This is a genomic window from Desulfococcus multivorans, from assembly GCF_001854245.1.
GTDB lineage: Bacteria > Desulfobacterota > Desulfobacteria > Desulfobacterales > Desulfococcaceae > Desulfococcus > Desulfococcus multivorans.
The window spans coordinates 432129-457859 of record NZ_CP015381.1; the positions used below are offsets into that span (position 1 = coordinate 432129).

The 25731-nt window shown below is 56.3% G+C and carries 19 protein-coding genes, 1 CRISPR repeat array and 2 riboswitches (1 of these 22 cut by a window edge); of the genes, 15 read left to right on the forward strand and 4 right to left on the reverse strand.

Going from position 1 to position 25731, the window contains the following annotated elements; all coding sequences use genetic code 11:
- Window positions 1-22 precede the first annotated feature (22 nt).
- From modC to modA, 3 genes are read right to left on the reverse strand one after another with little or no spacing between them, the layout of a single operon-like run.
- Window positions 23-1144 carry a molybdenum ABC transporter ATP-binding protein gene (modC, locus tag dmul_RS01860; protein WP_020877245.1) on the reverse strand — a complete coding sequence of 374 codons (1122 nt, stop codon included), beginning with the start codon at window positions 1142-1144 and terminating at the stop codon, window positions 23-25.
- Between the two features lie 6 nt (window positions 1145-1150).
- On the reverse strand, window positions 1151-1834 hold the full coding sequence (gene modB, locus dmul_RS01865; protein WP_236886001.1) for a molybdate ABC transporter permease subunit: 684 nt from the start codon (window positions 1832-1834) through the stop codon (window positions 1151-1153).
- A 14-nt stretch (window positions 1835-1848) separates the two neighbouring features.
- Window positions 1849-2655 carry a molybdate ABC transporter substrate-binding protein gene (modA, locus tag dmul_RS01870; protein ID WP_020877247.1) on the reverse strand — a complete coding sequence of 269 codons (807 nt, stop codon included), beginning with the start codon at window positions 2653-2655 and terminating at the stop codon, window positions 1849-1851.
- Window positions 2656-2959: 304 nt separating this feature from the next.
- On the opposite strand from modA, the gene dmul_RS01875 reads away from it, so the two are divergent.
- The 4 genes from dmul_RS01875 (at window position 2960) to dmul_RS01890 (ending at window position 7034) form a co-directional block, all read left to right on the forward strand.
- On the forward strand, window positions 2960-4099 hold the full coding sequence (locus dmul_RS01875; protein WP_020877248.1) for a substrate-binding domain-containing protein: 1140 nt from the start codon (window positions 2960-2962) through the stop codon (window positions 4097-4099).
- A gap of 100 nt (window positions 4100-4199) precedes the next feature.
- On the forward strand, window positions 4200-5153 hold the full coding sequence (locus dmul_RS01880; RefSeq protein WP_236886002.1) for an ABC transporter substrate-binding protein: 954 nt from the start codon (window positions 4200-4202) through the stop codon (window positions 5151-5153).
- Window position 5154: 1 nt separating this feature from the next.
- Window positions 5155-6159 (forward strand): FecCD family ABC transporter permease, encoded by a 1005-nt coding sequence (locus tag dmul_RS01885; protein ID WP_020877250.1) that lies wholly within the window; start codon window positions 5155-5157, stop codon window positions 6157-6159.
- An 8-nt stretch (window positions 6160-6167) separates the two neighbouring features.
- Complete coding sequence (locus tag dmul_RS01890) at window positions 6168-7034, forward strand: ABC transporter ATP-binding protein (RefSeq protein ID WP_144016608.1); 867 nt, start codon at window positions 6168-6170, stop codon at window positions 7032-7034.
- A 171-nt stretch (window positions 7035-7205) separates the two neighbouring features.
- On the opposite strand, the gene dmul_RS01895 is transcribed toward dmul_RS01890, so the two are convergent.
- Window positions 7206-9116, reverse strand: coding sequence for a TonB-dependent receptor plug domain-containing protein (locus dmul_RS01895; RefSeq protein WP_020877252.1), 1911 nt, complete (start codon window positions 9114-9116; stop codon window positions 7206-7208).
- A gap of 224 nt (window positions 9117-9340) precedes the next feature.
- Window positions 9341-9523: riboswitch (cobalamin riboswitch) on the reverse strand.
- A 148-nt stretch (window positions 9524-9671) separates the two neighbouring features.
- A riboswitch (TPP riboswitch) is annotated at window positions 9672-9777 on the forward strand.
- A gap of 56 nt (window positions 9778-9833) precedes the next feature.
- Between dmul_RS01895 and thiC the strand changes: the two genes are divergently transcribed.
- The 11 genes from thiC to cas2 all read left to right on the forward strand — a co-directional run bounded on the left by thiC (window position 9834) and on the right by cas2 (window position 22866).
- The gene (gene thiC, locus dmul_RS01900; protein ID WP_020877253.1) at window positions 9834-11132 is read left to right on the forward strand and encodes a phosphomethylpyrimidine synthase ThiC; all 1299 of its coding nucleotides are present in this window, start codon (window positions 9834-9836) and stop codon (window positions 11130-11132) included.
- Between the two features lie 191 nt (window positions 11133-11323).
- A complete protein-coding gene (locus tag dmul_RS01905) occupies window positions 11324-12490 on the forward strand; it encodes an AAA family ATPase (protein WP_020877254.1) in 1167 nt (388 codons plus the stop codon).
- The gene (locus tag dmul_RS01910) at window positions 12487-13116 is read left to right on the forward strand and encodes a DUF4276 family protein (RefSeq protein ID WP_020877255.1); all 630 of its coding nucleotides are present in this window, start codon (window positions 12487-12489) and stop codon (window positions 13114-13116) included. Before dmul_RS01905 ends, dmul_RS01910 begins: the two co-directional genes overlap by 4 nt.
- A gap of 467 nt (window positions 13117-13583) precedes the next feature.
- The gene (locus dmul_RS01915) at window positions 13584-14351 is read left to right on the forward strand and encodes an ADP-ribosylglycohydrolase family protein (protein WP_020877256.1); all 768 of its coding nucleotides are present in this window, start codon (window positions 13584-13586) and stop codon (window positions 14349-14351) included.
- Window positions 14352-14500: 149 nt separating this feature from the next.
- Window positions 14501-15094, forward strand: coding sequence for a type I-MYXAN CRISPR-associated protein Cas6/Cmx6 (gene cas6, locus dmul_RS01920; RefSeq protein ID WP_020877257.1), 594 nt, complete (start codon window positions 14501-14503; stop codon window positions 15092-15094).
- Window positions 15095-15096: 2 nt separating this feature from the next.
- Entirely contained in the window at window positions 15097-17403 is a 2307-nt protein-coding gene (locus tag dmul_RS01925; protein WP_020877258.1) for a CRISPR-associated helicase/endonuclease Cas3, read from the forward strand.
- The gene (gene cmx8, locus dmul_RS01930) at window positions 17400-19100 is read left to right on the forward strand and encodes a type I-MYXAN CRISPR-associated protein Cmx8 (RefSeq protein WP_020877259.1); all 1701 of its coding nucleotides are present in this window, start codon (window positions 17400-17402) and stop codon (window positions 19098-19100) included. Before dmul_RS01925 ends, cmx8 begins: the two co-directional genes overlap by 4 nt.
- A gap of 224 nt (window positions 19101-19324) precedes the next feature.
- On the forward strand, window positions 19325-20038 hold the full coding sequence (locus dmul_RS01935; protein WP_218921100.1) for a type I-B CRISPR-associated protein Cas7/Cst2/DevR: 714 nt from the start codon (window positions 19325-19327) through the stop codon (window positions 20036-20038).
- Window positions 20039-20050: 12 nt separating this feature from the next.
- A complete protein-coding gene (locus dmul_RS01940; RefSeq protein WP_020877261.1) occupies window positions 20051-20740 on the forward strand; it encodes a CRISPR-associated protein Cas5 in 690 nt (229 codons plus the stop codon).
- 88 nt (window positions 20741-20828) lie between these two features.
- Complete coding sequence (locus dmul_RS01945; RefSeq protein ID WP_020877262.1) at window positions 20829-22571, forward strand: type I-MYXAN CRISPR-associated endonuclease Cas4/Cas1; 1743 nt, start codon at window positions 20829-20831, stop codon at window positions 22569-22571.
- A 1-nt stretch (window position 22572) separates the two neighbouring features.
- Complete coding sequence (gene cas2, locus dmul_RS01950; RefSeq protein ID WP_020877263.1) at window positions 22573-22866, forward strand: CRISPR-associated endonuclease Cas2; 294 nt, start codon at window positions 22573-22575, stop codon at window positions 22864-22866.
- 248 nt (window positions 22867-23114) lie between these two features.
- Window positions 23115-25731: direct repeats of the CRISPR family, unit length 36 nt; unit sequence CCGCACCGATCTCCGATGCCGAAAGGCGTTGAGCAC (it continues 3318 nt past the right edge of the window).

Here is a 25731-nt window from a genome sequence, read left to right on the forward strand (position 1 = left end):
TGGGCCCGGGCTGCTGCCGCAATCAGGCGTCGACAACCACGAGGGAAGGTTCTTTTTCGCGGGATGCGTCCGACGGTCCCGGAGAAACCGCTACGCTCTTGATCAGGGCGAACACCGGCCGGCCGGGCTTCAGGTTCAGTTCCGACAGGGACTGGCGGGTGATCCGTGCCCACAGGGGACGCCCGATGTCCAGACGGACGTCCACGAAAGGCGCGCCGTGATCCCATATCTCCCGGATCTCCCCCGGGAAGACGTTCTGGAAACTGGTCCGTCGCGGCGGCGACAGCGCAACGGCCACCTGGCGGGCCGGGATACGCACGCGCACCGATTCCCCCCTGGCGGCCTGAAATTGCTGCACCTTGAGGGTGTGGCCACCGAAGCGGAGGCGGGTCAGGCCGAATGCGTCCTCCGGCTCGTCGACCACGGCGGAGATGACCGATTCGGTTTCGCTCCGGCCGAGATGGGATTGAAGATCCGACCGGGAGAGCAGGACTTCCGGATCGTCCTCGGCCAGAACGCGCCCTTCCTGAATCAGGACCATGCGGACGGCCAGATGGAGGATTTCGTCCAGGGCATGGCTGACGTAGAGGATCGGAATGGCGAATTCGCGGCCCAACCGCATGACAAAGGGCAGCACCTCGGCCTTGCGCGCCGGGTCCAGTGCTGCCAGGGGTTCGTCCATGAGCAGCAGTGCCGGGCTGGTCAGGAGGGCGCGTCCGATGGCCACCCGCTGTTTCTCGCCGCCGGAAAGCTTTGACGGCCGGCGGTCGAGCAGGCGGCCGATGCCGAGAAGTTCCACCACCGGATCGAATTTGACGAAGCGTCGCCTTGCCGGCGTGCGGTGCATCCCATAGGTCAGATTGGATCGCACCGAGAGGTGGGGCAGGAGGCGGCCGTCCTGGAACACATAGCCGATGCGGCGTTTTTCCGGCGGCAGATCGATATGCCGCGCCGAATCGAAGAGGCAGAGACCGTTGACGGCGATGCGGCCGGCGTCGGGCTTCAGCAGACCGGCCACCATGTTGACGACGGAGGTCTTCCCCGCGCCGGAGGGGCCGTAGAGCGCCGTCACGCCCGAGGGGGCGCCCCGGAACGCAACATCCAGCGTGAAACCGCCCTGCCGGTGATTGATGCGGATGTCCACGGCCGGTTATCCCGCCATGCGGGCGGCGAATTTCCGGGCCGATATTTCAGAGAACACCAGCGCAGCCATGGCGATGAGCACCGACAGGAGGCAGAGCCGCATAGCCCCCGTTTCTCCGTCCGGGACCTGGGTCAGGGTGTAGAGGGCCAGCGGCAGGGTCTGGGTCTGTCCCCGGATGTTGGAGACGAAGGTGATGGTGGCGCCGAATTCTCCCAGACTCCGGGCAAACGCGAGGATGCCCCCGGTGATGATGCCCGGCACCATCAGCGGCAGGGTGACGGTGAAGAAGACCCGAACCGGACCGGCGCCTAGGGTGCGGGCCGCCGCCTCCAGCCCGGGGTCCACGCCTTCCAGGGAGAGCCGCACGGCGCGGACCAGAAGCGGGAATGCCATGACGGCCGCCGCCAGGGCGGCCCCTTTCCAGTTGAAGGCCAGGACGACCCCCAGGTAACGGTCCAGGGGTCCGCCGATGATGCCGTTCCGCCCCAGCATCACCAGCAGCAGGTATCCGATGACCACCGGCGGGAGCACCAGGGGCAGATGCACCAGTCCGTCCAGCAGGTTTCTGCCGGGAAAGCGGCGGCGCGCCAGAACCCAGGCCGTCAGGATTCCCGCCGGAAGGCTGACGGCCACGGCCCAGCCCGACACCCAGAGGCTGAGTTCGAGAGCTTCCAGTTCAACCGGCGTCAAATGAAGCAGATCCATCACCGCACGACAAACCCGTATTTTTCAAAAATCATCCGGGCGGCCGGGGATCTTAAAAAATCGAGAAAATGCCGGGACGCGGCGGTTTTGCCGCCGGACACCGCCGCCGCGGGATAGACGATGGGCGGATGACTGTCCTCGGGAAACGTTCCCACCACGCGCACTTTCTTCGAAATCGCGGCATCGGTGGCATAGACCAGCCCCAGGGGGGCCTCCCCGCGTTCCACCAGCACCAGGGCCGCGCGCACATCCTTCATGGGCGCCAGCCGATCCTTGACCGCATCCCAGCCGCCCAGATTTTCAAGCGCCTTCTTGCCGTAAATGCCGGCCGGCACGTGATCGGGGTCCCCCAGGGAGAGGCGGCCGTCCGCGCCCAGGGCGGCGGCGAGCGAAAAACCGGGCACCACCGTGATCGACGGCATCGTGCTCTTGATCGGCGCGATCAATACGATCCGGTTGCCCAGGAGATCGAAGCGGCTTTCTGTCGCGATCAGGTCCTTCTCCGCCAGGTAGTCCATCCATTTCCGGTTGGCCGAAAGAAAGATATCCGCCGGTGCCCCGCTTTCGATCTGCTTGGCCAGCGCGGAGGATGAGGCGAACGACGGGGTGATGCGCCGGCCGGGATGTGCTGCCGTATACTGTTCGCCGATTTCAGTGAGGGCGTTGGTGGTGGAGGCCGCGGCAAAGACCAGGACATCGGTTTCCGCGGCGGCTCCGGATCCAACGAACGCATCCAGCCCCATTATTCCGGCCGGCACCATCATCACCATGACCAGGAGACGCAACACACATTTTAACGATGCCATTTTCAATCTCTCCTTTGGCATAAAACTTCGTTACAGTTGAGGCCGCAATCTGTTTCGACAGATCATTTCGGATTGTTGAGCATAAAACCGGAGGTGACGGCAGATGACGTTTTTAAACGTCATTTGACGGCATCTATTGACATATGATATAGAGTCCGTCAATGTTTTTTTAGCTCAACTTTCGACTTTCATAGGGCGGTGCCGGGAGGATACGGCACCTCTATCCGGCCATCATTATGAAATTTGAATTTTTAAATACAGACGGTTTCGAAAATCGACGGCGGGATTACGGCAGGGAGGCACGGTGCCCCGACAACCTCATGATATACAATGCAGCGTCAAACAGTATCGCCTGGCCAGGGGGTGGTCTCAGGAGGAGCTGGCGGAAAGAATCGGCATCCGGCGTCAGGCGGTTTACGACATCGAATCCGGGCGTTACCTGCCCAATACGGCCGTCGCGTTGCGCCTGGCACGCATTTTCGGATGCCGCGTGGAGGACCTGTTCGTCGAACGGACGCCCCGGGAGCGTCATGACATCCACCTGATCGGCGAAGACGTGGCGCCGTCGACGCGTCTGGCATTGGGGCGGGTCCGCGATCGGCTGGTGGGCTTTCCGCTTCAGGGCGCCGAATCCGTGCCGTTCGGCTTGCGATCGGCGGACGGATTGCTGGCGCCGGACAGAAAGCGGGCCGAGATACTGCTTCCCGCCGACCGCCTGGAGAGAACCATTATTCTGATGGGGTGCGATCCGGCATTTGAAATCCTCGGGCAGCATGTCTCCCGCATGTCTCCCGACGCCCGCGTGCACTGCCGTTTCGCATCGAGCCATCGCGCTATCGAAGGCCTGGCCGAAGGCGTCGCGCACGTGGCGGGCACCCACCTGCACAATACCGGCAAGGCGGAATCCAACGTCCTTTTGGCCGCCAGAACACTGCGCCGCGGGCGAAGCCGCATCCTGGGGTTTTCCCTCCTGGAGGAAGGGCTGATGGTGGCTCGGGGCAATCCTCTGGGCATCCGCACGGTGGCCGACCTGGCCCGGCCCATGGTGCGCTTCGTCAATCGCGAGGCCGGCGCCGCCCTCCGGGTGCTGCTGGACGATCATCTGCGGCGTGCCGGCATTCGCCCGGAAGACATCGGCGGTTATCGGAATGAAGTGGGATCCCACCGGGAGGGGGCCTATCGCATCGTCTGCAACGTCGCGGACGCCGCCCTGGGACTCAGGGCCGTTGCCGAGGTCCACGGCCTGGGGTTTGTGCCGATCACCGCGGCCCGATGCGACCTGGTCATCCCGGCCGACCTCGCGGATCATCCCATCATCAGGATTCTTCTCGACGTCCTCCAGTCCGCCGCGCTTCGCAGGGAGATCGATACGCTGCCCGGATACGACGGTTCGGTTACGGGGAAGCTCATCGCCGAGCCGACCCCCGAGGCCCAGCCGGAATGATGCGGCGTCGGCCATGTGACTGGATATTTTGCCTGCTGCGATGGATGCGATGCCGCTTAAGGCTTGACCGGGACTGGAAAAGTCCCTAATGATTGGTGCCATGAACGCCGAACAACCCTATCGACCCGGAATACGGACTCCCGGCCCGAGGGTCCTGATCGCCGCTGCCCTGGTTTCCCTCATGCTCATGATGCCGGGGCCGTTGATCCCGTGCCCGGATGCGGAAGACCGGATGGTCCGGGACCAGGCGGGCCGATCGGTTCGGGTCCCGGCGGATCCCCGGCGCGTCGTGGCATTGGCGCCCAGCGTCACCGAGATCGTCTTCGCGCTGAAACAGGCGCATCGCCTCGTGGGGGCCACCCGGTTCAGCGATTATCCCGCCGAGGCGGAACAGATCCCCAAGGTGGGGTCCTACGTCCGGCTGGATCTCGAAAAAATCACGGCCCTGGCGCCGGATCTCTGCATCGCCGTCAAGGACGGCAACCCCGTGGACGTGGTCATGCGCCTCGAAGCCCTGAACATCCCCGTTTACGCGGTGGACCCCAGGAGCCTCGATACGGTGATGACGGCCATCCGCGCCGTCGGCGAACTGCTGAATGCGCCGGAAGCCGCGGCATCGATGGTCGGGGAGATGCAGCGCCGGATTTCGAGGGTCCGGCGGCTGGCCGCGACGGCGGAAACCCGGCCGGGGGTCTTTTTCCAGATCGGGGTCAACCCCATCGTCTCCGCGGGCACCCCCACCTTCATCCATGAACTGATCATCGCCGCGGGCGGGAGGAATCTCGCCGCGGGGGATATTCCCTATCCGCGGTTCAGCCGGGAAGAGGTCCTGATGACGGCGCCGGACATCCTGATCATCACGTCGATGGCCCGGGGCGGGCTGTTTGAAAAGGTGAAGCGGGAATGGATGGCGTGGCCGGATATGCCGGCCGTCCGCAACCGCCGGGTCCATATTCTCGACTCGGATGTCCTGGACCGTCCCGGTCCCCGAATGGTCGAGGGTCTCGAACAATTATTCGACATCATTCACCCCGGCCTGGGCGACAGGGAATGAGATGACGACATCGCCAATATTCCGACGGATCGTGTGGGTCTCGGTTCCGCTGTTGGTGCTGCTGGCGGCATTCGCCTTTCTCGGGATTTCCGTGGGGTCGAGCCGGCTGACCCCGGTGGACGCCTTTCAGGCCCTTCTGGGACGCGGCCCGGAACCGGACATGCTGACGAATATCATCTGGCGCATCCGTCTGCCCCGGGTGATCCTGGGCGCCCTCGTGGGATCGACCCTTTCACTGGGCGGTCTGGTCTTTCAGGCCCTGCTGCGAAATCCCCTGGCCGAGCCCTATATCCTGGGGATCTCCGGCGGTTCGGCCGTGGGGGCCATCATCGGCATTCTCCTGGGGTTTTCCCGGGTTCCCGGGGTCTGTCTCACGGCGTTTTCCGGGAGTATGGCGGTGCTGGCCCTTGTCGTCCTCATGGGCAGGGGGGGGATCCGGCTCAAAAAGGACGCCCTGCTCCTCTCCGGCGTCATGATCAATGCCTTCTGCTCGTCGGTCATCACCTTTCTTCTGTCGATTTCCCAGGACGCCCGGATCCACAACATTCTCTTCTGGCTCATGGGGGACCTTTCCCTGCCGGACCTGGCCCAGGCCGGACTCCTCGCGCTGATCGTCCTGCCCTGCTTTCTGCTGATCTTTCGATATGCCAATGTCATGAACCTGCTGCTGATGGGGAAGGAGGCGGCCCGGACCATGGGGGTGAACACCGGGGCGGCCTCCCTGGTCCTGCTGCTCGCCACGTCGTTCATGGTGAGCGCCACGGTCTCCTACTGCGGGCTTCTGGGGTTCGTGGGGCTGGTCATGCCTCACCTGCTTCGGCTGGTGCTGGGGCCGGATCACCGGGTCCTCGTGCCGGCCTGCATCCTGGGCGGCGGGGCTTACATGATTCTCTGCGACATCCTCGCCCGGGTGCTGCCGGCCCAGGGGGAGATGCCCACGGGGGTGATCACGGCCATGATCGGCGCGCCGCTCTTCATTTACCTGCTGAAACGGTCCAGGATATGACGCCCGGGATGACGCGCCCCGCCCTCGAGGTCCGGCACTTCAGCCATGGATACCGGGAGACCCCGGTCCTGAAAGACCTCTCCTTTGCCGTGGACCGGGGGGATTTCTTCATCCTGATCGGTCCCAACGGCTCCGGCAAGACGACCCTGATGAAGGCCCTGGCCGGCATCATTCCGGCGGCCGGCAGCCTGAAGGTGCTGGGACGGCCCGTCGAGAGCTATTCCCGAAAAGCCCTGGCGCGGCATATCGCATGGGTTCCCCAGCAGCTCCCCCTGGATTTTCCCTTCTCGGTGCGGGAGATGGTCCTCATGGGACGGGCCCCGCACCAGGGCATCCTTGGATTCGAGACCCGGGAGGACATGGCCGTCGCCGAGCGGATCATGGCCGTCACCGACATCGGGCCCCTGGCCGACCGCAAGCTCAACTGCCTGAGCGGCGGCGAGCTCCAGCGGGTCTTCATCGCCAAGGCCCTCTGCCAGGAGCCGGACATCCTGTTGCTGGACGAACCCACCGCTTTTCTCGACCTGGCCCATCAGATCCAGGTCATGGATCTTCTGGAGCAGCTCAAGCAGGAGCGGGGCATCACCATCGTCATGGTGTCCCACGACCTGAATCTCGCGGCGATGTACGGCGACCGACTCCTCCTGATGCGGGACGGCGGGATCCTGAGCCTGGGATCCCCCAACGCGGTCCTCACCTTTTCCCTCCTGGAGGCGGCCTACGGCTGCGTGCTGTTGACGGAAAAGAGCCCTTTGGGGGACTTCCCGAGGGTGACGACGGTTCCCGGTCGCATCGCGAAACGCGCCGTGAACCGCCTCTGCCGGCAAGCCGACGGCCTCGATGCGGTTGCCGGGGATCCGTCGCGGGAAGAATAAAACCGTTCGTGCGGCGCGCATCCGGCGTTGTCAAGGCCATCCAGTTGCCCTCCGGACCTTGCGGCACCCGGAACACCGGACGCGCGCCGGCACTTGCGGAAAACGGCGCCGACGCCTTCCCGGGGCGTTCCCGGCGGCATGCGGCACCGCGATCGCGGCGCGTTTCAGACGTCAGAAAACAATTTCATACCCCACCTTCACCAACCGTCCGATGTCATAATAGACGTACCGATTGCTCGCATCCTCGGACAGATCCCCCGAGACCTGGACCGCCTCGTCGAAGATGTTGTCCACGGCGAAGGTGAGATGGCCCTTCCAGAGCTTCACCCTGGAGAAAAAATTGAGTACGACGGTGTCGTCCAGTTCCCGCTCGCGGCTGGTAAGAAGCTGACAGTTCAGGTCCAGGGTCACGGGCTCGGTCAGATAATCGACGCCGAGGCTCGCCTGGAACCTGGGGCCGGTCCGGTAATCCTTTCCGTCGGTGTCCTCGGCCGTGGGGTCGGCCCAGTACCCGGCGGTGTAAAGGGAGAGATCCTGCGCCCATCCGGCCTGATGGACAAAGGGATTGACGCCGATATTCCACTCGATGCCCGTGCTCTCGTAATCCCCGGCGTTGAAATAGGTGAGGGGATACCCTCCGGACCGGTCGAGTTCGATCTTGTCTTCATAGGCCATGTAAAAGGCGGACAGGCGCAGCTGCAGAAAATTGTCGTCGTATTTGACGCCGGCCTCGTAGGTCCAGCCCTCTTCCGGACGGAGGTTCGGGTTTCCCTTCAGGAAGTCGCTGTCATAGTAAAGATCGTTGAAGGCGGGCGCCCGAAAGGCTTTTCCGGCGTTGGCGAAGAGATTCAGGCTGTCGGTGGCCGTATAGGTGAGGCCGAAGCTGGGCAGGAACTTGTCGTAATCCCTGGCCCCGGCGGCACCGTCGATGAACTGCTCCCGCACGCCGACGACGGCGATAAGCCTCTCCAGGAAGGTCTTTTTGACCTGGAGAAAGAGGGCGTAATCGTTGCGGTATTGACTGCCGTACTGGTTGCTGTAATCGGCGCCGCGGTAGATCCATTCGGCGCCGGGATTGAATTCCCAGTCCGAAAGATAAAATCCGTAGTCGCCGGCCGCGCCGAAATTATAGTTCCGGTTCCTGTCTTTCGGATCGCCGGGCGCGGTGTACTCCCGCCGCTGCATCTCGTCGTAGTTGCCGAAGGCCTTGACCTTCAATGTCGGGGTCTCGAAGCGGAGGTTGGCAAAGTTCTTGTAGTAGTCCTGGTCGGTGCCTTCAAAGGGCTTTTTGTTGCCGTCATACCGCTTTTCGAAACCGGTCCGGTAATAAGAGCCGACATAGTCGAAGTGGAGGTTCTCGAACATGCGGGCATTGACGGTCCAGGCATACTTGTCGGTGTCGTCCAGATCGTATCGGTATTTTTGCGAGAAACTTCGGGAAATCTCCTGCTGGTCCCCGAGATGCTGGTAGTTGAATCCCAGGTTGACCCTGGGAAGGGAGATGGCTGCGCCGTGGTTGTGGTAGGATTCGTTGCCGAATTCCACCGTCCCCCCCAGCGATGTGGTGTCGCCGGTCTGTTTGGTGATGATGTTGATCACCCCGCTCATGGCGTCGGCGCCGTAGAGGGTTGAGGCGGCGCCCTTGAGGATTTCGACCCGCTCGATCTGGTCCAGGGGAATGGTGTCGATGTCATAGGCGTGCCCGGCCGCCCCCTGGATGGGTGACCCGTTGATGAGAACCAGCTCGCCGTCCTTGATGCCGCGGATGGAGAGGGTGCTGTTCATGCCGCCGTGGGAGATGCCCAAAGGCGCGAAGGCCTTGTATTGGAACCCCCCGACGCGCCGGAGGGCGTCCGACAAGGTATTGGCCCCGGTTTCGATGAGCTTTTCCGCCGACACCACCGTCACGAAGCGGGGGCTCTCCTTCTCCCTCACCGGAAAACGCTCGGCCGTGACGGTCATGGTGTCGAGGATTGCGGCCGGATCCTGCGCCGCTGCGATGCCGGGCCAATGCCCGGCGGACGCAAGGCAGAGGATGCCCAGGATGAGGTGCCGATGCCGTTTCAGATGATTCCCGATCATGTTTTTTCAATCTCCTTTGATGAAGGGGTGAAGGTGAACAGTTCCGGCCGGGAAACATGGGCGGCGAACGTCGACGGAGAACATGAACGGGCCTGTGCGGCCTGTGTGAAAGGCTTCACGGCGCACCGCCGACGGCAAAAAAAATCCCCGGACCGAAAATGATCGATCCGGGGATGTCCCTTTTTTGTCCTCAGAATCCGGGCAAAACTCTGGTCCACGGAGTTTCGCGCATCTCGTTTCAGGCAGGTCTTCTGACTCTCGGATCATCCTACCGGCCGCACCTTCCCGGCCTTTCGGCCAGTGGCATATTGCGGCTTTCGTCCCCGATCACAGCGGCGGGCCCGTCCCCGAATTCCACGGGGTTCCCTGTTCGGCTCAATAATGAGCACCTGATCGATATTGCCGCAGCATAAAGAGAAGAATCCACAAAGTCAAGCGAAAAAAATCGCCGCCGGTTGCGCCACGGCATCGTGTTTTCGCCTGACGTTGTCGCGAGTTGTCGAATCATCGCTTGACGCGGAAGGCGTAAGGGGTTAAATTCCCGAAAAGTTGATCATAGTGGTCTGGGGTGTCTTCGGACTGAGAATTTCACGACCGTGAAATAACCCTTTGAACCTGATCCGGTTGATACCGGCGTAGGGAACGGACCGAGCAATTGCAAGACCTGCCGCTGCTTCCGGTGCCGTATCCCGCGAAAAAATTCTCCGGAAGGAACTCATGGAAAAAACACAAATGGAACGGGCCCGCGAGGGCCAGGTCACGGATATCGTCGCCGTCGCCGCGAAAGATGCCGGCATTTCCCCTGAAACGCTGCGTGAACGGGTGGCCGAGGGAACGGCGATCGTCTGCCACAACAACCGCCGTCGGAACGGCCGGCCCCTGGCGGTGGGCAAGGGGATTCGCACCCGGGTCAACGCCAATATCGGCACCAGCCGGGACGACACCCACATCGATCAGGAACTGGCAAAGGCACGGGCCGCCGCGGCCGCGGGTGCCGACGCCATCATGGATTTGTCGACCGGCGGCCCCATCGACGAGATCCGGCGGGCCATTATCGCGGAAACCGACCTCTGTATCGGCTCCGTGCCGCTGTACCAGGCTGCGTGCGATGCCGTGGTGAATCAGGGCAAACCCATTGTCGAGATGACCGTCGACGAGATCTTCGCCGGCATCGAGCGTCATCTCGAGGACGGCGTCGATTTCATTACCGTGCACTGCGGCGTGACCCGGGCGAGTCTCGACTGCATGGACCGGGAGGGCCGGATCATGGACGTCGTCTCCCGGGGCGGTTCGTTCACCTGTGCATGGATGACGCATAACCGGGCGGAAAACCCGCTGTACGAATATTTCGATCGCCTCCTGGAACTGGTGCGGCCTTATGACGCGACCCTCTCCCTGGGCGACGGGTTTCGTCCCGGATGCATTGAGGACGCCACCGACCGCGCCCAGGTCCAGGAACTGCTGACTCTCGGGGAGCTCACCCAGCGCGCCTGGGATGCCGGCATCCAGGTGATGATCGAGGGCCCCGGCCACATGCCCATCGACCAGATCGAGGCCAACATCCGGCTGCAGAAGCAGATCTGCCACGGCGCGCCGTTTTATGTCCTGGGCCCCCTGGTGACGGATGTCGCGCCCGGATACGATCACATCTCCTGCGCCATCGGCGGGGCAATCGCCGCGGGTGCGGGGGCGGACTTCCTCTGTTACGTGACCCCCAGCGAACACCTCTGCCTGCCCACCGCAGCGGATGTCCACGCCGGGGTGATGGCGGCCAGGCTGGCGGGGCATGCGGCCGACATCGTCAAGAACATCCCGGGCGCCCGGGAATGGGACGCGGCAATGTCCAGGGCCAGAAGGGCCCTCGACTGGGAAAAACAGTTCGCCCTGGCCATCGACCCGCCCCTGGCCCGGAAGCGGCGCGGCGAAACCACGGCCGCCGATGCCCACGGGGCCTGCACCATGTGCGGCGAATACTGCGCCTACAAGGTGATGGACTCGCGGCGGCGGCCAGCCTGAGAATCGCCGAGGGGGCCGTCGGTACTGATAAAGGTCACCGTCAAGGCCCTGGAGCTGCAACAGGCTCTGCAGGTTACCGGCGGCCCGGCAACTCCGGCGGAGATGAAGAAACGCCTTGAGGCGTACATCGATCAGCTCACCAAGAACCCGGACAGGGTGCGGATCGTTATTGAACAATAAGGAAAATGGTCATGTTAATACATGCGATCAAGCTAAATAATTTCTTGAGTTTTGGTGACAAATCAGAACCTGTTTCCTTGAATTCGTTAAATGTCGTCATTGGTCCGAACGGGTCGGGTAAGTCGAACCTACTCGAATCAATAGAGCTGCTGAGGAGTGCGCCCGAGCAATTATTAAAACCGATTCGCGAAGGGGGCGGAGTCCATGATTGGCTTTGGAAGGGCGTTAAAGGCACACCTACGGCATCGTTAGATGTTGTAGTTGACAATCCGCTGGGGCCTCAAAACCTGCGCTATGTTTTGTCTTTCACCGCAGTCGGTCAACGGTTCGAGATCGTCGATGAAAAAGTTGAAAACGAAAAACCTGTAGGTAAGGAGCATTCTAAACCTTATTTTTATTATCACTTTAATTCAGGGCGGCCGACACTCAATGTGAAAGGCGATACCCGTGCATTGCGGCAAGAAGATGTCGATATGGAAAAATCTATTCTTTCGCAACGTCGCGATCCAGATCAGTATCCAGAGATAACCTATCTTGCTCAACAGTTTGGCAACATTAAGCTTTATAGAGAATGGAGTTTTGGGCGCTACACTGTACCTCGCTTGCCGCAAAAGGCAGATCTACCAAATAATGTGCTGGAACTTGATGGCAGTAACCTTGGCTTGGTTTTGAATCGCCTTCGTCGCGAACCTTCAGTCAAAAATCGGCTCTTGAAAGCGTTGCGAGCACTTTATGATGGTATTGATGATTACGACGTTCATATAGAAGGTGGCACCGTCCAAGTGTTTTTTCAGGAAGGTCGATTTACCGTCCCGGCGACTCGCCTTTCCGATGGCACACTTCGTTATCTTTGTTTACTCGCAATCCTTTGTCACCCATCTCCGCCATCTTTGGTCTGCATCGAGGAACCGGAACTCGGATTACACCCGGATGTTCTGCCGACCATTGCTGATTTGATGAAAGAAGCGGCGGAACGTTGTCAGCTAATCGTGACTACGCACTCGGATGTTTTGGTCGATGCAATGACCGATCAGCCTGAATCTGTAATTGTGGCTGAGAAGACAGACAAGGGCACAACATTAACCAGATTGGATGCTGAAAAACTCAGGCCATGGTTGGATAAGTATCGACTGGGACAGCTATGGACACGCGGTGAAATAGGAGGGACACGCTGGTGAAATTGTATGTTGAAGGAGGCGGTGATTCCAATATGCTCAAAACGGCCTGCCGTGCGGGCTTTTCAGATTTTTTGAGTAAGGCCGGATTGAAGGGAAAAATGCCGAGAATTGTTGCCTGCGGGAGCAGGCAGAACGCCTATGACTCATTTTGTACGGCAATCAATACCGGAGAGGATGCATTGTTGCTGGTGGACAGCGAGGCATCCGTTTCTGCTGATTGCCAACAGGGTGACGCAGAAAACTGGAAGCCATGGCATCATTTGAAAAATCGTCAAGGCGATCAATGGGATAAACCTGAAAATGTCGACGATGCGGATTGTCATTTGATGGTCCAATGCATGGAGGCTTGGTTTCTGGCCGATAGAGACTCCCTCCAGAGTTTCTTTGGCCAGGGCTTCAACGCAAACGCCTTACCGGCAGCAGACAATAGGATCGAGTCGGTTGCAAAGGAGCAGATTTACCAGGCACTTTCCGCCGCAACTAGAAACTGTAAAACCAAAGCAAAATACGGCAAAGGGGAACATTCTTTTAAACTTTTGGCGCTCATTTCTCCGGACCGGGTAACAGCGGCATCCCCTTGGGCAAAACGCTTTATAGATATCACAGGAGATAAAATGGGCGGATGAATCGGCCAAGTAGGCAAACCCATTCGCGCAAATCATAGCCTACACACATGTGCGATAGGTTCTACACACACGTGTGCAGAATTGTGCGTAGAACCTTACGGTTGCGAGTGAAAAATAGGCGCGCCGCTCGTATCCGCTTGTATGATAAGCCTTCCTTCCGTGTTTTCCGTGTATGCCGCGGTTAAAAATTATTTGTGTACAGGGCATTCTCGTCATCACCGGATACCGGGGCGGTTTGTGAATCCGGAAAACCAATAACTTTTACCATTGACAATTGGGAAAAGCGGTGTTAACCATCTCCTGAATAAGACAAAAAAGGTATCTTGATGACGGACAAGGCGCAGAGGCCTTAAAAAATCGTGCGGCAATAAAGCTCCCTATCCAGTGAGATGGCGGAGCTTTTTTATTGATCCGGTCGGGCCGGCCAACGCCTTTGAAGACATGTCTTGACAAAGGAGGTGCTAACCATGATCGGCGCCATTGCGGGAGACATCATCGGATCGGTCTACGAGGGCCGACCCATCAAGACAAAAACCTTTCCCCTGTTCAGTCCGCGCGCCGTCTTTACGGACGACACGGTCCTCACGGTGGCGGTGGCGGATGCGATTCTTTCAGGAACCCCCTATATCGAGTCCATCCGGAGGATCGGCCGGCAATACCCCCATGCCGGCTACGGCGGATCCTTTTTCCGGTGGCTCCACGCCGAAAACCCGCGCCCCTACAACAGCTGGGGCAACGGATCCGCCATGCGCGTGAGCCCCGTCGGGTTCGCCTTCTCCACCGAAGCGGCGGTCCTGCAACAGGCCCGGCTGACCGCGGAGATCACCCACAACCACCCCGAGGGCATCAAGGGCGCCCAGGCCGTGGCCCTGGCCGTCTTCCTCGCCGGGACGGGCCGCGGCAAAGCCGACATCAGGGCGTCCATTGCCGATCGCTTCGGCTACGATCTCGACCGCACCGTGGACGAGATCCGACCCGCCTACACCTTCGACGTTTCCTGCCAGGGCAGCGTGCCCGAGGCCATCATCGCCTTCCTCGATTCCAGCACCTACGAAGACGCCGTCCGCAACGCCGTCTCCCTGGGCGGCGACAGCGACACCCAGGCCTGCATCGCCGGCGCCGTCGCCGAAGCCTTCTACGGCGGCGTTCCCCTCGAAATCCGCAACACGGTAAAAACCCTCCTGACACCGGACCTGTGGGCGGTGACGGAGGCGTTTTGTGAGCGGTATGGGTAGGGGGGATGTGATCCTTTTTTGTGATTCGCGGTGAATGCTGTCCTGCCAGAGAGGAGAAGCAAGCCGTCAAGCTATTCTGTCTGTTCAAAATTGAAAGGCATACATGGAGCGAATAAATGAAATAATGCGTTCCTATTTTGGAGTATACGATGAACCTAAATGAACCCAAGATTGACTTATCTTTTCAGGTGATTGGAAAACGAATCAGAGTTGACCATGGCGCAATGCTGCATGGCGCAATAAGTAACATCCTCCCTTTTTTCCATAATGATGACTCCGTCGCTGTTAAGCTTATCAGAGGACGCTATGTAGGTAATGGTTATTTAGATATTTCCCCTGTATCTATCCTCGTTCTTCGATTACCAGTAAGCTTTATTGTCAAATATATGTCGCTTTCAGGGAAATCATTCGAAATTTCAGGCGATAATCTCAAAATAGGCATATTCCATTCAAAAGCTCTGATTCCAGCTGTTGAGCTTTATTCGCATATTGTCACAACCCGAAATGGGCATCACGGAGAACGGTTCGAAGAGGAAATCGCCCGACAACTATCTTCAATAGGTGTTAGAGGTGTTTTTACCTTTGGCAAAAGAAAAACGTTCCAGGTTCATGGTAAGCAGATTGTGGGGTATGAAATGACTGTGTCTGAATTGACGGCCGAGGAGTCGATCACATTGCAGGAAAACGGGTTGGGCGGTCGCCGGAAGATGGGGTGTGGATTTTTTGAACCCCGGAGTACCTGAGGATGGAAGATAAAATCCTGGCAAAAAGCGTCAGAAATCCAGGCAAGCCAGAGCATGCAGAAACTCTGATGGGACATACTCAGATGGTGGTCCGGAGCTTTCAAATCCTTTTCGGGCCTGGAACTTCGACACAATTTTCCAAAGATTGGATTCGATTTTTCCGTCTTGAAAAATCCGCCCTTAAAGCGTTTTACCTTCACGGCCTTGCCGCATGTGGACTCCACGACACTGGAAAGGCCAACAACGGTTTTCAAGAAATGGTTTCCCGAAAAAAAGGGATTCAGGTCATTCGTCATGAGCATCTGAGCGGTCTTTTCCTTTATCTTCCTGCCGTGGGCAGTTGGCTGAAACAGTTCCCGGGGCTTGATGCAAGAATCCTTTTTGCAGCAGTTGCGGGTCACCATCTTCGAACGAGTTTCGAGAATTTTGCACAACCCCTTGACGCCGATTTAAAAATCTTCCGGGTCTATCCCAATGCAATTATGGAGATTCTCAACTTTACCGGCAAGATGATTGATCCATCTGTGGCGGAAATTGAACTTGAAATTCCGGATGTATGGGATTTTGACGGTTCGATGACCTTCGATCCCGTAAGATTGAGAGATGACATAAAAAAGAAGGAACTCATGAAGTTCACCAGGGAACTAAAGAAAAATCCTTCTCTCAACGGGATGGTTATGGCTGTTCGTGCGGGGCTGATCCTTGCTGACAGTGCCGGTTCGGCAGTAGCAAGGGAAGGCAAAAACCTTGATTCATGGCTGAAAGACGCCTTTGGGGCGAAACTATCATGCGAAGATATTCAGCTGAAGGTCATTGCCCCTCGAATTGAACAGATCAGGGCAAAAAAAGGCTATTTTGACTGGAACGGGTTTCAGGATGCGGCCGAGAACCTGCCTCGCCGGTCATTGCTGCTTGCGCCTTGCGGTAGCGGAAAGACCCTTGCTGCATGGCGATGGGTTAAAGCCCAGTTGAACCGGAAGCCTGCTGCACGCGTCCTTTTTCTATACCCGACTCGGGCGACCGCGACGGAAGGGTTTCGTGATTACGTATCCTGGGCCCCCGAATCAGACGCTGCCCTGATTCACGGGACTTCCGATTATGAACTTGAGAACATGTTCAGCCAACCGGAGGATGTCCGGTTCGGCAGGGACTATACAACGGAAGACCGTATGTTCGCACTAGGGTATTGGTATCGAAAAATATTCAGCGCTACGGTAGATCAGTTCCTGGGCTTCATGCAACAATCCTATCGCTCGATCTGTCTTCTACCGCTTTTGTCCGAGAGCGTGGTGGTCTTCGACGAAGTCCACAGTTTTGACCGCAGCCTTTTCTCGGCGCTGAAGCGTTTCTTGAACAATTTTGACGTTCCGGCGCTTTGTATGACCGCAAGTCTTCCGCCTGCCCGGCGAAAGGATCTACTGCAGGATTGTGGGTTAACCCTTTTTCCATCTGAATCTGGCCAGTTTGATGATCTTGAGGGCCTTGCTGGGATGCCGCGATACACTCTCCATCGAATCGAAGGCCAGGAGGAGGCTGAAAGCATTGCCGTATCTGCCTGTGGCATGGGTAAACGAGTTCTTTGGGTGGTGAATACCGTTTCAAGGTGCCAGATGCTGGCAAAAAAACTGGGGGCCGTCTGCTACCACAGTCGCTTCAAGCTCGAAGACCGGAAACAGATGCACGACACGGTCATCCAGGCTTTTCAAAAAGAAAGGAATCCCATTTTAGCGGTCACCACCCAGGTTTGTGAAATGAGCCTGGATCTTGATGCCGATGTACTCATCAGTGAAGTCGCTCCCATCACCAGTATGATTCAACGGATGGGACGCTGTAACCGTCATGCCCGGTTGGAAGAAAAACGTATGGGGCAGGTTTATGTTTACACGCCCGAAGATGAAGCACCCTACACCATGGGAGACCTGGTGGGGGTCAGGGCATTCCTCCAGGAAATTGAAGGTGGTGTAATCTCACAGAGGAAGCTTGAAGCGCTTTTGGAAAAACACGGCCCATCCGATGTTGAAGTCGAAAAATATTCAGCTTTCCTGGAAAGTGGTACTTGGGCGATGAGCCGCGAATACAGCCTGAGAGAAGAAAGTCATTTCACCGTCAATGCCATCCTGGATAATGATCTTTCAACTTATTTTGATTTGCGTACTCATAAAAAGCCGATTGACAGGCTGCTTGTCCCCGTTCCACGACGGTTTGCCTATAACCACCCAAAATTGCAACGTTTTCCAATGCTTGCACCTTCAACATATTATAGCCCGGAATTTGGGTTTTTGGAATACCCTTTGGAGGAAATTCTATGAGCCGTATTTCGCTCAAAGACGACAATGTCGTTTTGGAATACAGTCTTCTCGATCTGCCGACCGCCCAGCACAAGGCGGGACTGGCCGGTCTTTTGTTGATGATCGAGTCTCTGAAACGAAGAAAAAAAACACCGTTGCCGGAGGTGGGGATGACCGCAACAGCTGCCTGGATTCGTTTGAACAAGGACATGTTGCAATTGATTGTAGACGATTTTTTTGCTGTCGAAGAAGTGGAAATTCTGTCCGGCAGCAAATGGTCCAATCGCGATCCCAAGTGCATTAAAGAAATAGAAGTTGAAAAGGACGGTAAAAGGAAGAAAGAAAAACGGTTTGTCTATGATAAATTGCAGCCCAAAGGTGATTTTTTACAAGTATTTTATCCGGACGGCGATGGCATCTGGGTTAAACTGTGGCGCGACATGTTATGGAATATACTGAGAGGAATACCAAAAACTCGAACTGTTTATGAAGAAAGATTTGACGGAAAGCCGTCATCTGAGGGTAAAAAACTTTGGGCCGCTTTTCAAAAGGAATCTCAAAACAGAAAAAAAGGAAAAATCAGGACCGAAAAACTTTCCAGTTCCCTTTTTCTGGGAGCTGAGGCCGACAACCCCGAGAAAGTCTCTTTTGTAGGGGCTATTGAAGATAATTTCCTTCTGAATTTCTGGCCCATCGTATCTCTTATTTTTGTCCCCCGGGAGCTTAAGATCGAGAGGTCCGATGACAGGCTCCGCATTGCCCACAACAATGAAAGCGGCTACGTATTGGCGATACCCGAGCCATGTGAACTTGACGCTTTTCTGGAAGAGGCGGCAGAGATGCTCAGCCGCCTTGAATCCGAACCCGCTGGCTTTCGGCCCCGGGCCGCTCGAATTGATGTTTTTGAGGAAGGAGGATTGGAGTACCTTTACCACTTCGCTCGAAAACAAGCCGATGACAAAGGAGCCTATACCCTCAGTCTCCACCACATTGAAATTTACCATGTCCAAAGACAGGGAAAGCGTATCCGGCAACTTTCGGCTGATCGTGTATTGCCGAAAATGGGAGTCATTTCTGATTATGAAATCATGCGTAAGCGCATCAAAAACCCATTTTACAAGAAAATCTACCTTTCCAATCTGCTGACTGGACAACTGTGGCACATGGACGCGGAGAAGGTGTTTCACAATGAACCGATGCCGCTTTTCATATACAGCGAAAAAACCCCAAAGGAGGTCCGTTTTTTTGGAAAGGATGTCAAGGATAAATTTTTAGCAATCCGAAAGACGCTTGAGCACAAAAAAGGAGCGAAATTGATGACCGAAAAGGATCACGACGATCAGTTGACACTTCGGGTATATCGCCTGATTCAAACCTATGTTCGGAGAAAGACGGAAGAAAAGTCAGGTAAGAAATATGATTCATTCAGGAATCATAAGGATGAAAAGGACCATGTGATTTATCCAAGGGAATACCGTGAAGCCCTTGCAAAGGTTTCAACAGACGTGTTTCTGGCTATGCGGGGGCGAAGAGAACAGGATTTTATCGAATATTTTACGGGGACAGTCTGTTCGGTACCCCAGTATTTGCCCGAGAATGAATATCTGTCCGTTGCAAAGGACCTGATGGAGAACTGGCAAAAGATCAAGACCCTTTCGATGTTGGCAATATCCGCGACTTCATATTTGTCTGAACCGTCCAAGGAAAAGGAGGAATAATCGTTATGAATATCTTCGGAACCGTCCTGACCTATGCCGCTCCCAGCGCGAACTACAGAGGGGAATCCGCCGAAAACCGTTCAGTGATCCAAAAAATCAGCATTGGGAGATTCGAGTATGCCATCATTTCCCCGGAGGCTATGCGGAACGCCATTCGTGAAACACTGGCCGCCTTTGGTCTTCCATGCAACAGGGAGCGTTTGCATGACCAGGAACAATTGGCCGTGAAATTCAAGGATTATCCCGACCACAATGCATATGCCGATGATTTTTTTATGGGGTGGCTTGTCGCCGCCGGGAAAAAGGATCGGGAAAAAATTACCAAGGAACTGAAGGAGAGGGGCCGCGACCCGAAGCTCTTCACGTACAAGAGAGATTCCATTCTGCGCATGAACATGGCCGTTTCTTTGGAACCCTATCGCCATAACAGCATTTTTACGCAATCCCCCCTGGACGCAACGTCAAAAGAGATTAAATCCGCTAAAAATGCCGAAAGCTCCCAACTACTCCATCGTGAAACAGTCTATACCGCCTTCCAGTTTCCTTTTGCCTTGAACCAGGACGATTGCAGCAGCAAACCCGATTGGTCCAAAGCCCTTCTCAAGGCTATCGGACAATTGAATGGCGTTGCCGGAAACCATGCCAGAAGTTATTTTGAAATGTCCCCGGCAAGCATTCTGGTCCGCCTGTCACCTCAGCTTATCGCCGGTTATGATAATTATGGATTTAAAATAGAGGACGGAAAGCATATCTTCCCTGAAGTGATTGATGGAATCATTAACGAGGATTATCCCGCATCCGAATTTTACATTGGTGGGAAAATTGTCAAGGATATGGAAGAAGGACTTATAACCCAACTGAAGGATCGGGGAGCGACGCTTGACAGGAACCCGCAGCGCCTTTTGGAAAGCCTTGGGAATAAGGTATTCACTGATTAAAGGAGTCTCGACATGCGCTGTTTTTATCTACAGGCCAGATTTGCGGCCTTCAGACCCTTTGTCAGCGGCAGTTTTCGACCGACAGCAGGGTTTATGACACCGTCGGCAGCCTACGGGCTGCTGCTAAATCTTGCTGGTGTTGAAATGCGCCATGATGATGGGCAGTCAACCATGACGCTGATTCTCCAGGACTTGCCGCACATCAGCATTGCGTTAGGCGCAAAATCTTTTCCGCAACGTCACTGCTTGATGCAGCAACTGCACAATTATCCCATAGGATCGTCAGGAAAAGAGCATGCAATTAACACTAAAGGAAATAAATACAATATTATACCTGTGAAACGCGAGTTCCTTTCCGATATCAGGGCGTATATATGCATATCAGAAAATGATGAATTGGAGAGATGGATCGTCGAGGGGTTGTCGGGAAAACGGCGCCGCAATTACGGGCTGCCATTTTTGGGCGACAACAGCTTCCTGATCGACCGGTTTGAACCCGCCACCGCAAAAGAACCCGTTTGGTGGTATGAAAAGATCGATGAAGAGGGTGAGGACATACGTGAAAATGTCAATCGGCTCACCACGACAATAGATCGGGCGGATCTTTCTAAAACCCGCTCGTACCTTTTCGCCCCTGCGGAAAACCCAACCTGTTCACCTTCCGCGAAGGCATGGATAAATCTTCCAGAATCACCGGATTGATTCTCAACGCATCATTGCGTTAATTTAAGCCGTTCTTTGACAATTTATCACGGCATTTCATTCTTTCAGTAAAGATCGAGGAAGCCAGATGGACGAAGAAAAAGACAATCCTGTTTCGCAACCTGAAGATATGTTCCCGACACACTACCAATCGGAAAAAACCACGGATGAGCCGCTCATCAGGGTCATGGCGCTTCATGCTCTCGCCTATTGTGAGCGGCTGTTCTATCTTGAAGAAGTAGAAGAGATCCGAAAAGCCGATGCAAATGTTTTTGCCGGGCGGCGCCTCCACGACAGTCTGGACAAAGGACCGGATATCCACACCCTCGAGTTGGCCAGCAGCGTTCTGGGTATTCGAGGGAAACTCGATTGCACCCGAAGGGAGGCAGGGCGATTGATCGTTTATGAACACAAGAAAGGGCGTTCACAAAAAGGCGTTGATGCTTGGCCTGCGGACCGGCTTCAAGTCCTGGCATATTCTCTTCTCCTGGCGGAGCACACTGGTGAAGCCCTGGATGAAGCGCGTATTCGATATCATGCCGATAACAAGACCATCAAAGTCCCCATCTTTCGAGAGGACGCTGAAGCCGAGGTCAGCGCCGCCGTCGCGAGGGCCCGCATGCTCCGGGAAAGCCTTCAACGACCAGATGTCGGCGTCCCGGAGTATAAATGCCGCACATGCTCTTTGGCGCCGGTATGTCTGCCTGAAGAAGAACGGTTCATGAGGGGAGAAAAAACAAAACTGGCCCGGCTGTTTCCACCCAATGACGAACGGAGGGTCATACATGTGGCCGAACAAGGTTGCGCCATTCGAAAGGATGGCGAGCAGATCGTGGTTTATTTTCCCGATGGGACGAAAAAAAGATTGCCTGGACTGAACATATCATCCATGGTGTTGCATGGTAACGTCCAAATTTCCACCCAGGCGATTCATTTTTGCGCGGCCAATGATATCGGTGTACATTGGATATCTCATGGTGGCCGGTATGTTGGCGGCTTAACCATTGGACCTGGAGGGGTACAGCGACGGAATCGCCAATATCAGGCTTTCCAGGACCCGATCCTTCATTCTACCTTGGCTCTTCGTCTGGCAAGGGCCAAAGTGGAAAACCAACTCCGCTACCTGCTTCGTATCACACGGGGCCGAGGCGACGAAAACCGACCAGCCGAGGTTGAACGCACTTTGGCCGGCATCCGTTCCGAGATTCAAGCCATGGCGATATTGGAGAAGGATCTGAACGGCGATATCGATGCGAAAGACGTTTGCTCTATTCTTGAAACTATTAGGGGGCATGAGGGTATGGCTGGCCGATTGTATTTCAGCCAAATTCCATTTGCCCTGAATATAGACAAGTCTGATTTTCTCTATTTTGAAGGACGCAACAGGAGACCTCCAAAAGATCCGTTCAACGCACTTTTGTCCTTTGGATATGCCCTGTTGTATAAGGATTGTGTTGCGGGATTGCTGGCCGTAGGTCTTGAACCGTCCCTGGGTTTTTTCCACACACATAGATCCGCTGCATATCCTCTGGCATTGGATCTGATGGAACTTTTTCGGGTTATCCTTTGGGATATTCCCCTTATCGGGTCGGTCAATCGAAAGCAATGGCGGAAGGATGATTTTTCATTTACAGCAAACCAGGTCTGGCTTACGGTTGAGGGACGGCGAAAAGCAATTCAGGTTTATGAGAACCGTAAAAACGAGAAGTGGAAGCACCCGGTTCTTGATTATCCTTTGAGCTACGCGCGAACCATAGAACTTGAGGCTCGACTGCTCGAGAAAGAGTGGTCCGGCAACCCGGGCGGTTTCGCAAAATTGAGGCTTCGCTGACATGGGAAAAGACAGGCACTGGCACCTGGTATGTTACGATATCCGGGACCCAAAGCGGTGGCGGTTGGTATTCAAAACCCTCAAGGGCAGGGGAGAACATTTGCAATATTCCATCTTTAGAGTCAGGGCCAACAAAACCCAGATTGAAGAGCTGAGATGGAAGCTCGGCAAAATCATGACGGAAGAGGATGATCTCATGCTCGTTCGCCTGTGTTCCGGCTGTGCACAGAGAGTAATAGACAGTCGGGATAAGGAAAAATGGAAGAAATCACCACCTGCATTTGAGGTTTTCTGATTCAAGCACCACCGAAATGCGTTCGACATATGCCAAATACTGAACGATAAAATCGTGATGGTTTTGCGTTTGTTAGGAGTACCGACATTACGAGGTGCTTGAAAACGATTATTCATAATAAAAACAATATGTAGATTCTTATATATTTTTATCGAATGGAAATCTTGACGGCTAACTGTGCTATTTTATAAACATACTTGAAGCGGACCCGCGCAAAGTCTCTCATATCAATCTATTAGAGGAGCGGACCGCACCGATCTCCGATGCCGAAAGGCGTTGAGCACATCCCATTCTTCAGGATGAAGTCGGGAGTGTAGGTTCCGCACCGATCTCCGATGCCGAAAGGCGTTGAGCACATCTTAGTTAAAGCTGTCCAGGTTATGGACTTCATCCGCACCGATCTCCGATGCCGAAAGGCGTTGAGCACGCGTTGAATATCCCGCTCATGGCGCTCGTCATGTCCGCACCGATCTCCGATGCCGAAAGGCGTTGAGCACATGCTATCGGGGAGAGGCGTCTGTGTGTATCCGTCCGCACCGATCTCCGATGCCGAAAGGCGTTGAGCACCCGTGAAGGACGATTCTTGGCGGCTTGTTCTTAACCCGCACCGATCTCCGATGCCGAAAGGCGTTGAGCACCGCCGTTGCATATTTAGGTACGAAGGCCGTCGATCCCGCACCGATCTCCGATGCCGAAAGGCGTTGAGCACTTGTAAACAAGCTCCTGATGCATGATGCCAACGGGCCGCACCGATCTCCGATGCCGAAAGGCGTTGAGCACCGGAATATGAGTCGGCGAAGGAGCGCTACCCCTGGCCGCACCGATCTCCGATGCCGAAAGGCGTTGAGCACCCGTGAAGGACGATTCTTGGCGGCTTATTCTTAACCCCGCACCGATCTCCGATGCCGAAAGGCGTTGAGCACCGGGCATAGCGGGAAGCGACATAACTCGGCTGATCCGCACCGATCTCCGATGCCGAAAGGCGTTGAGCACCCGAATATTGTCAGGAATGTTTCGGTTGCAGTCAGACCGCACCGATCTCCGATGCCGAAAGGCGTTGAGCACAAGTCCGATATATCCGGATGCTTGTGATTAAGGCTTCCGCACCGATCTCCGATGCCGAAAGGCGTTGAGCACTTATATGAATGCCCAAAGAAAACTTGGTAGGGATACCGCACCGATCTCCGATGCCGAAAGGCGTTGAGCACTCGTACCAGACCCCGGCTCGGACGACCGGAGGATCCCCGCACCGATCTCCGATGCCGAAAGGCGTTGAGCACTCGAGATCGTTGGACCCGGGCGTGCCATCCCGACGCCGCACCGATCTCCGATGCCGAAAGGCGTTGAGCACTTGGCGTACGGGGCGGTTACGTCCGTAACTGTCACCGCACCGATCTCCGATGCCGAAAGGCGTTGAGCACTTGGCGTACGGGGCGGTTACGTCCGTAACTGTCATTCCGCACCGATCTCCGATGCCGAAAGGCGTTGAGCACTGGAAGAAGCTGACCCTTGCGCGAGCCAGACTTGCGACCGCACCGATCTCCGATGCCGAAAGGCGTTGAGCACATCGTGGGGCCGACCGGGGAGCTGGTGGCCGGGCCCCGCACCGATCTCCGATGCCGAAAGGCGTTGAGCACCCTCACGGATATCAAACAACAACCACAAAGAAAGGGCCGCACCGATCTCCGATGCCGAAAGGCGTTGAGCACTTGTCGGCAACACGCCTGATATGCTGCACAACTTCCGCACCGATCTCCGATGCCGAAAGGCGTTGAGCACCTCGATCCACTGATATCCCTTGGATAGATCAAGCGCCGCACCGATCTCCGATGCCGAAAGGCGTTGAGCACCGATCTTTACGAAGACGGCCTTGGGCCTGTACCAACCGCACCGATCTCCGATGCCGAAAGGCGTTGAGCACAGACAGATTGAGCGCGAGAAGCAGGCAGTCACCAGCCGCACCGATCTCCGATGCCGAAAGGCGTTGAGCACTCGGCCATAGTGTCAATCCTAACACCCTTTGCGTTCCGCACCGATCTCCGATGCCGAAAGGCGTTGAGCACTTTAAGATCGAGGTACTGGGCGATCGTAAGGCAGTCCCGCACCGATCTCCGATGCCGAAAGGCGTTGAGCACTATCCCTTGCCTGCCATGCAATGGCAGTGCCTTCACCGCACCGATCTCCGATGCCGAAAGGCGTTGAGCACTACACCGAAGCGTCGGTGGATACGGCATGCAGGGCCCGCACCGATCTCCGATGCCGAAAGGCGTTGAGCACTTCCTTTAGGTTATTAAATGTATCTATTTGGCTTCCGCACCGATCTCCGATGCCGAAAGGCGTTGAGCACTCGATCAGGCTCTCGTCCAAATCGACCCACTTGATCCGCACCGATCTCCGATGCCGAAAGGCGTTGAGCACTGACGTATCCGGGTGTGTTGGTGGAGCCTGCGGCGACGACCGCACCGATCTCCGATGCCGAAAGGCGTTGAGCACGCCTTGTTATGGATGGCAAACTATGCCGCGTGGCCCGCACCGATCTCCGATGCCGAAAGGCGTTGAGCACCCGCCTTATGTCATGAACGTACAGGCGTTTGAGCAGCCCGCACCGATCTCCGATGCCGAAAGGCGTTGAGCACAGGCTTACCGGGCAAAGCAGGCAGTCCCAGCGGATCCGCACCGATCTCCGATGCCGAAAGGCGTTGAGCACGCGGCGGAAGGTTGCGGCAAGAAAAAAGCATTGGACCGCACCGATCTCCGATGCCGAAAGGCGTTGAGCACGTATGGGATGCGGCGGAAGCGGCCGACAGGGCCGCACCGCACCGATCTCCGATGCCGAAAGGCGTTGAGCACTTCACCCTGAAAAAG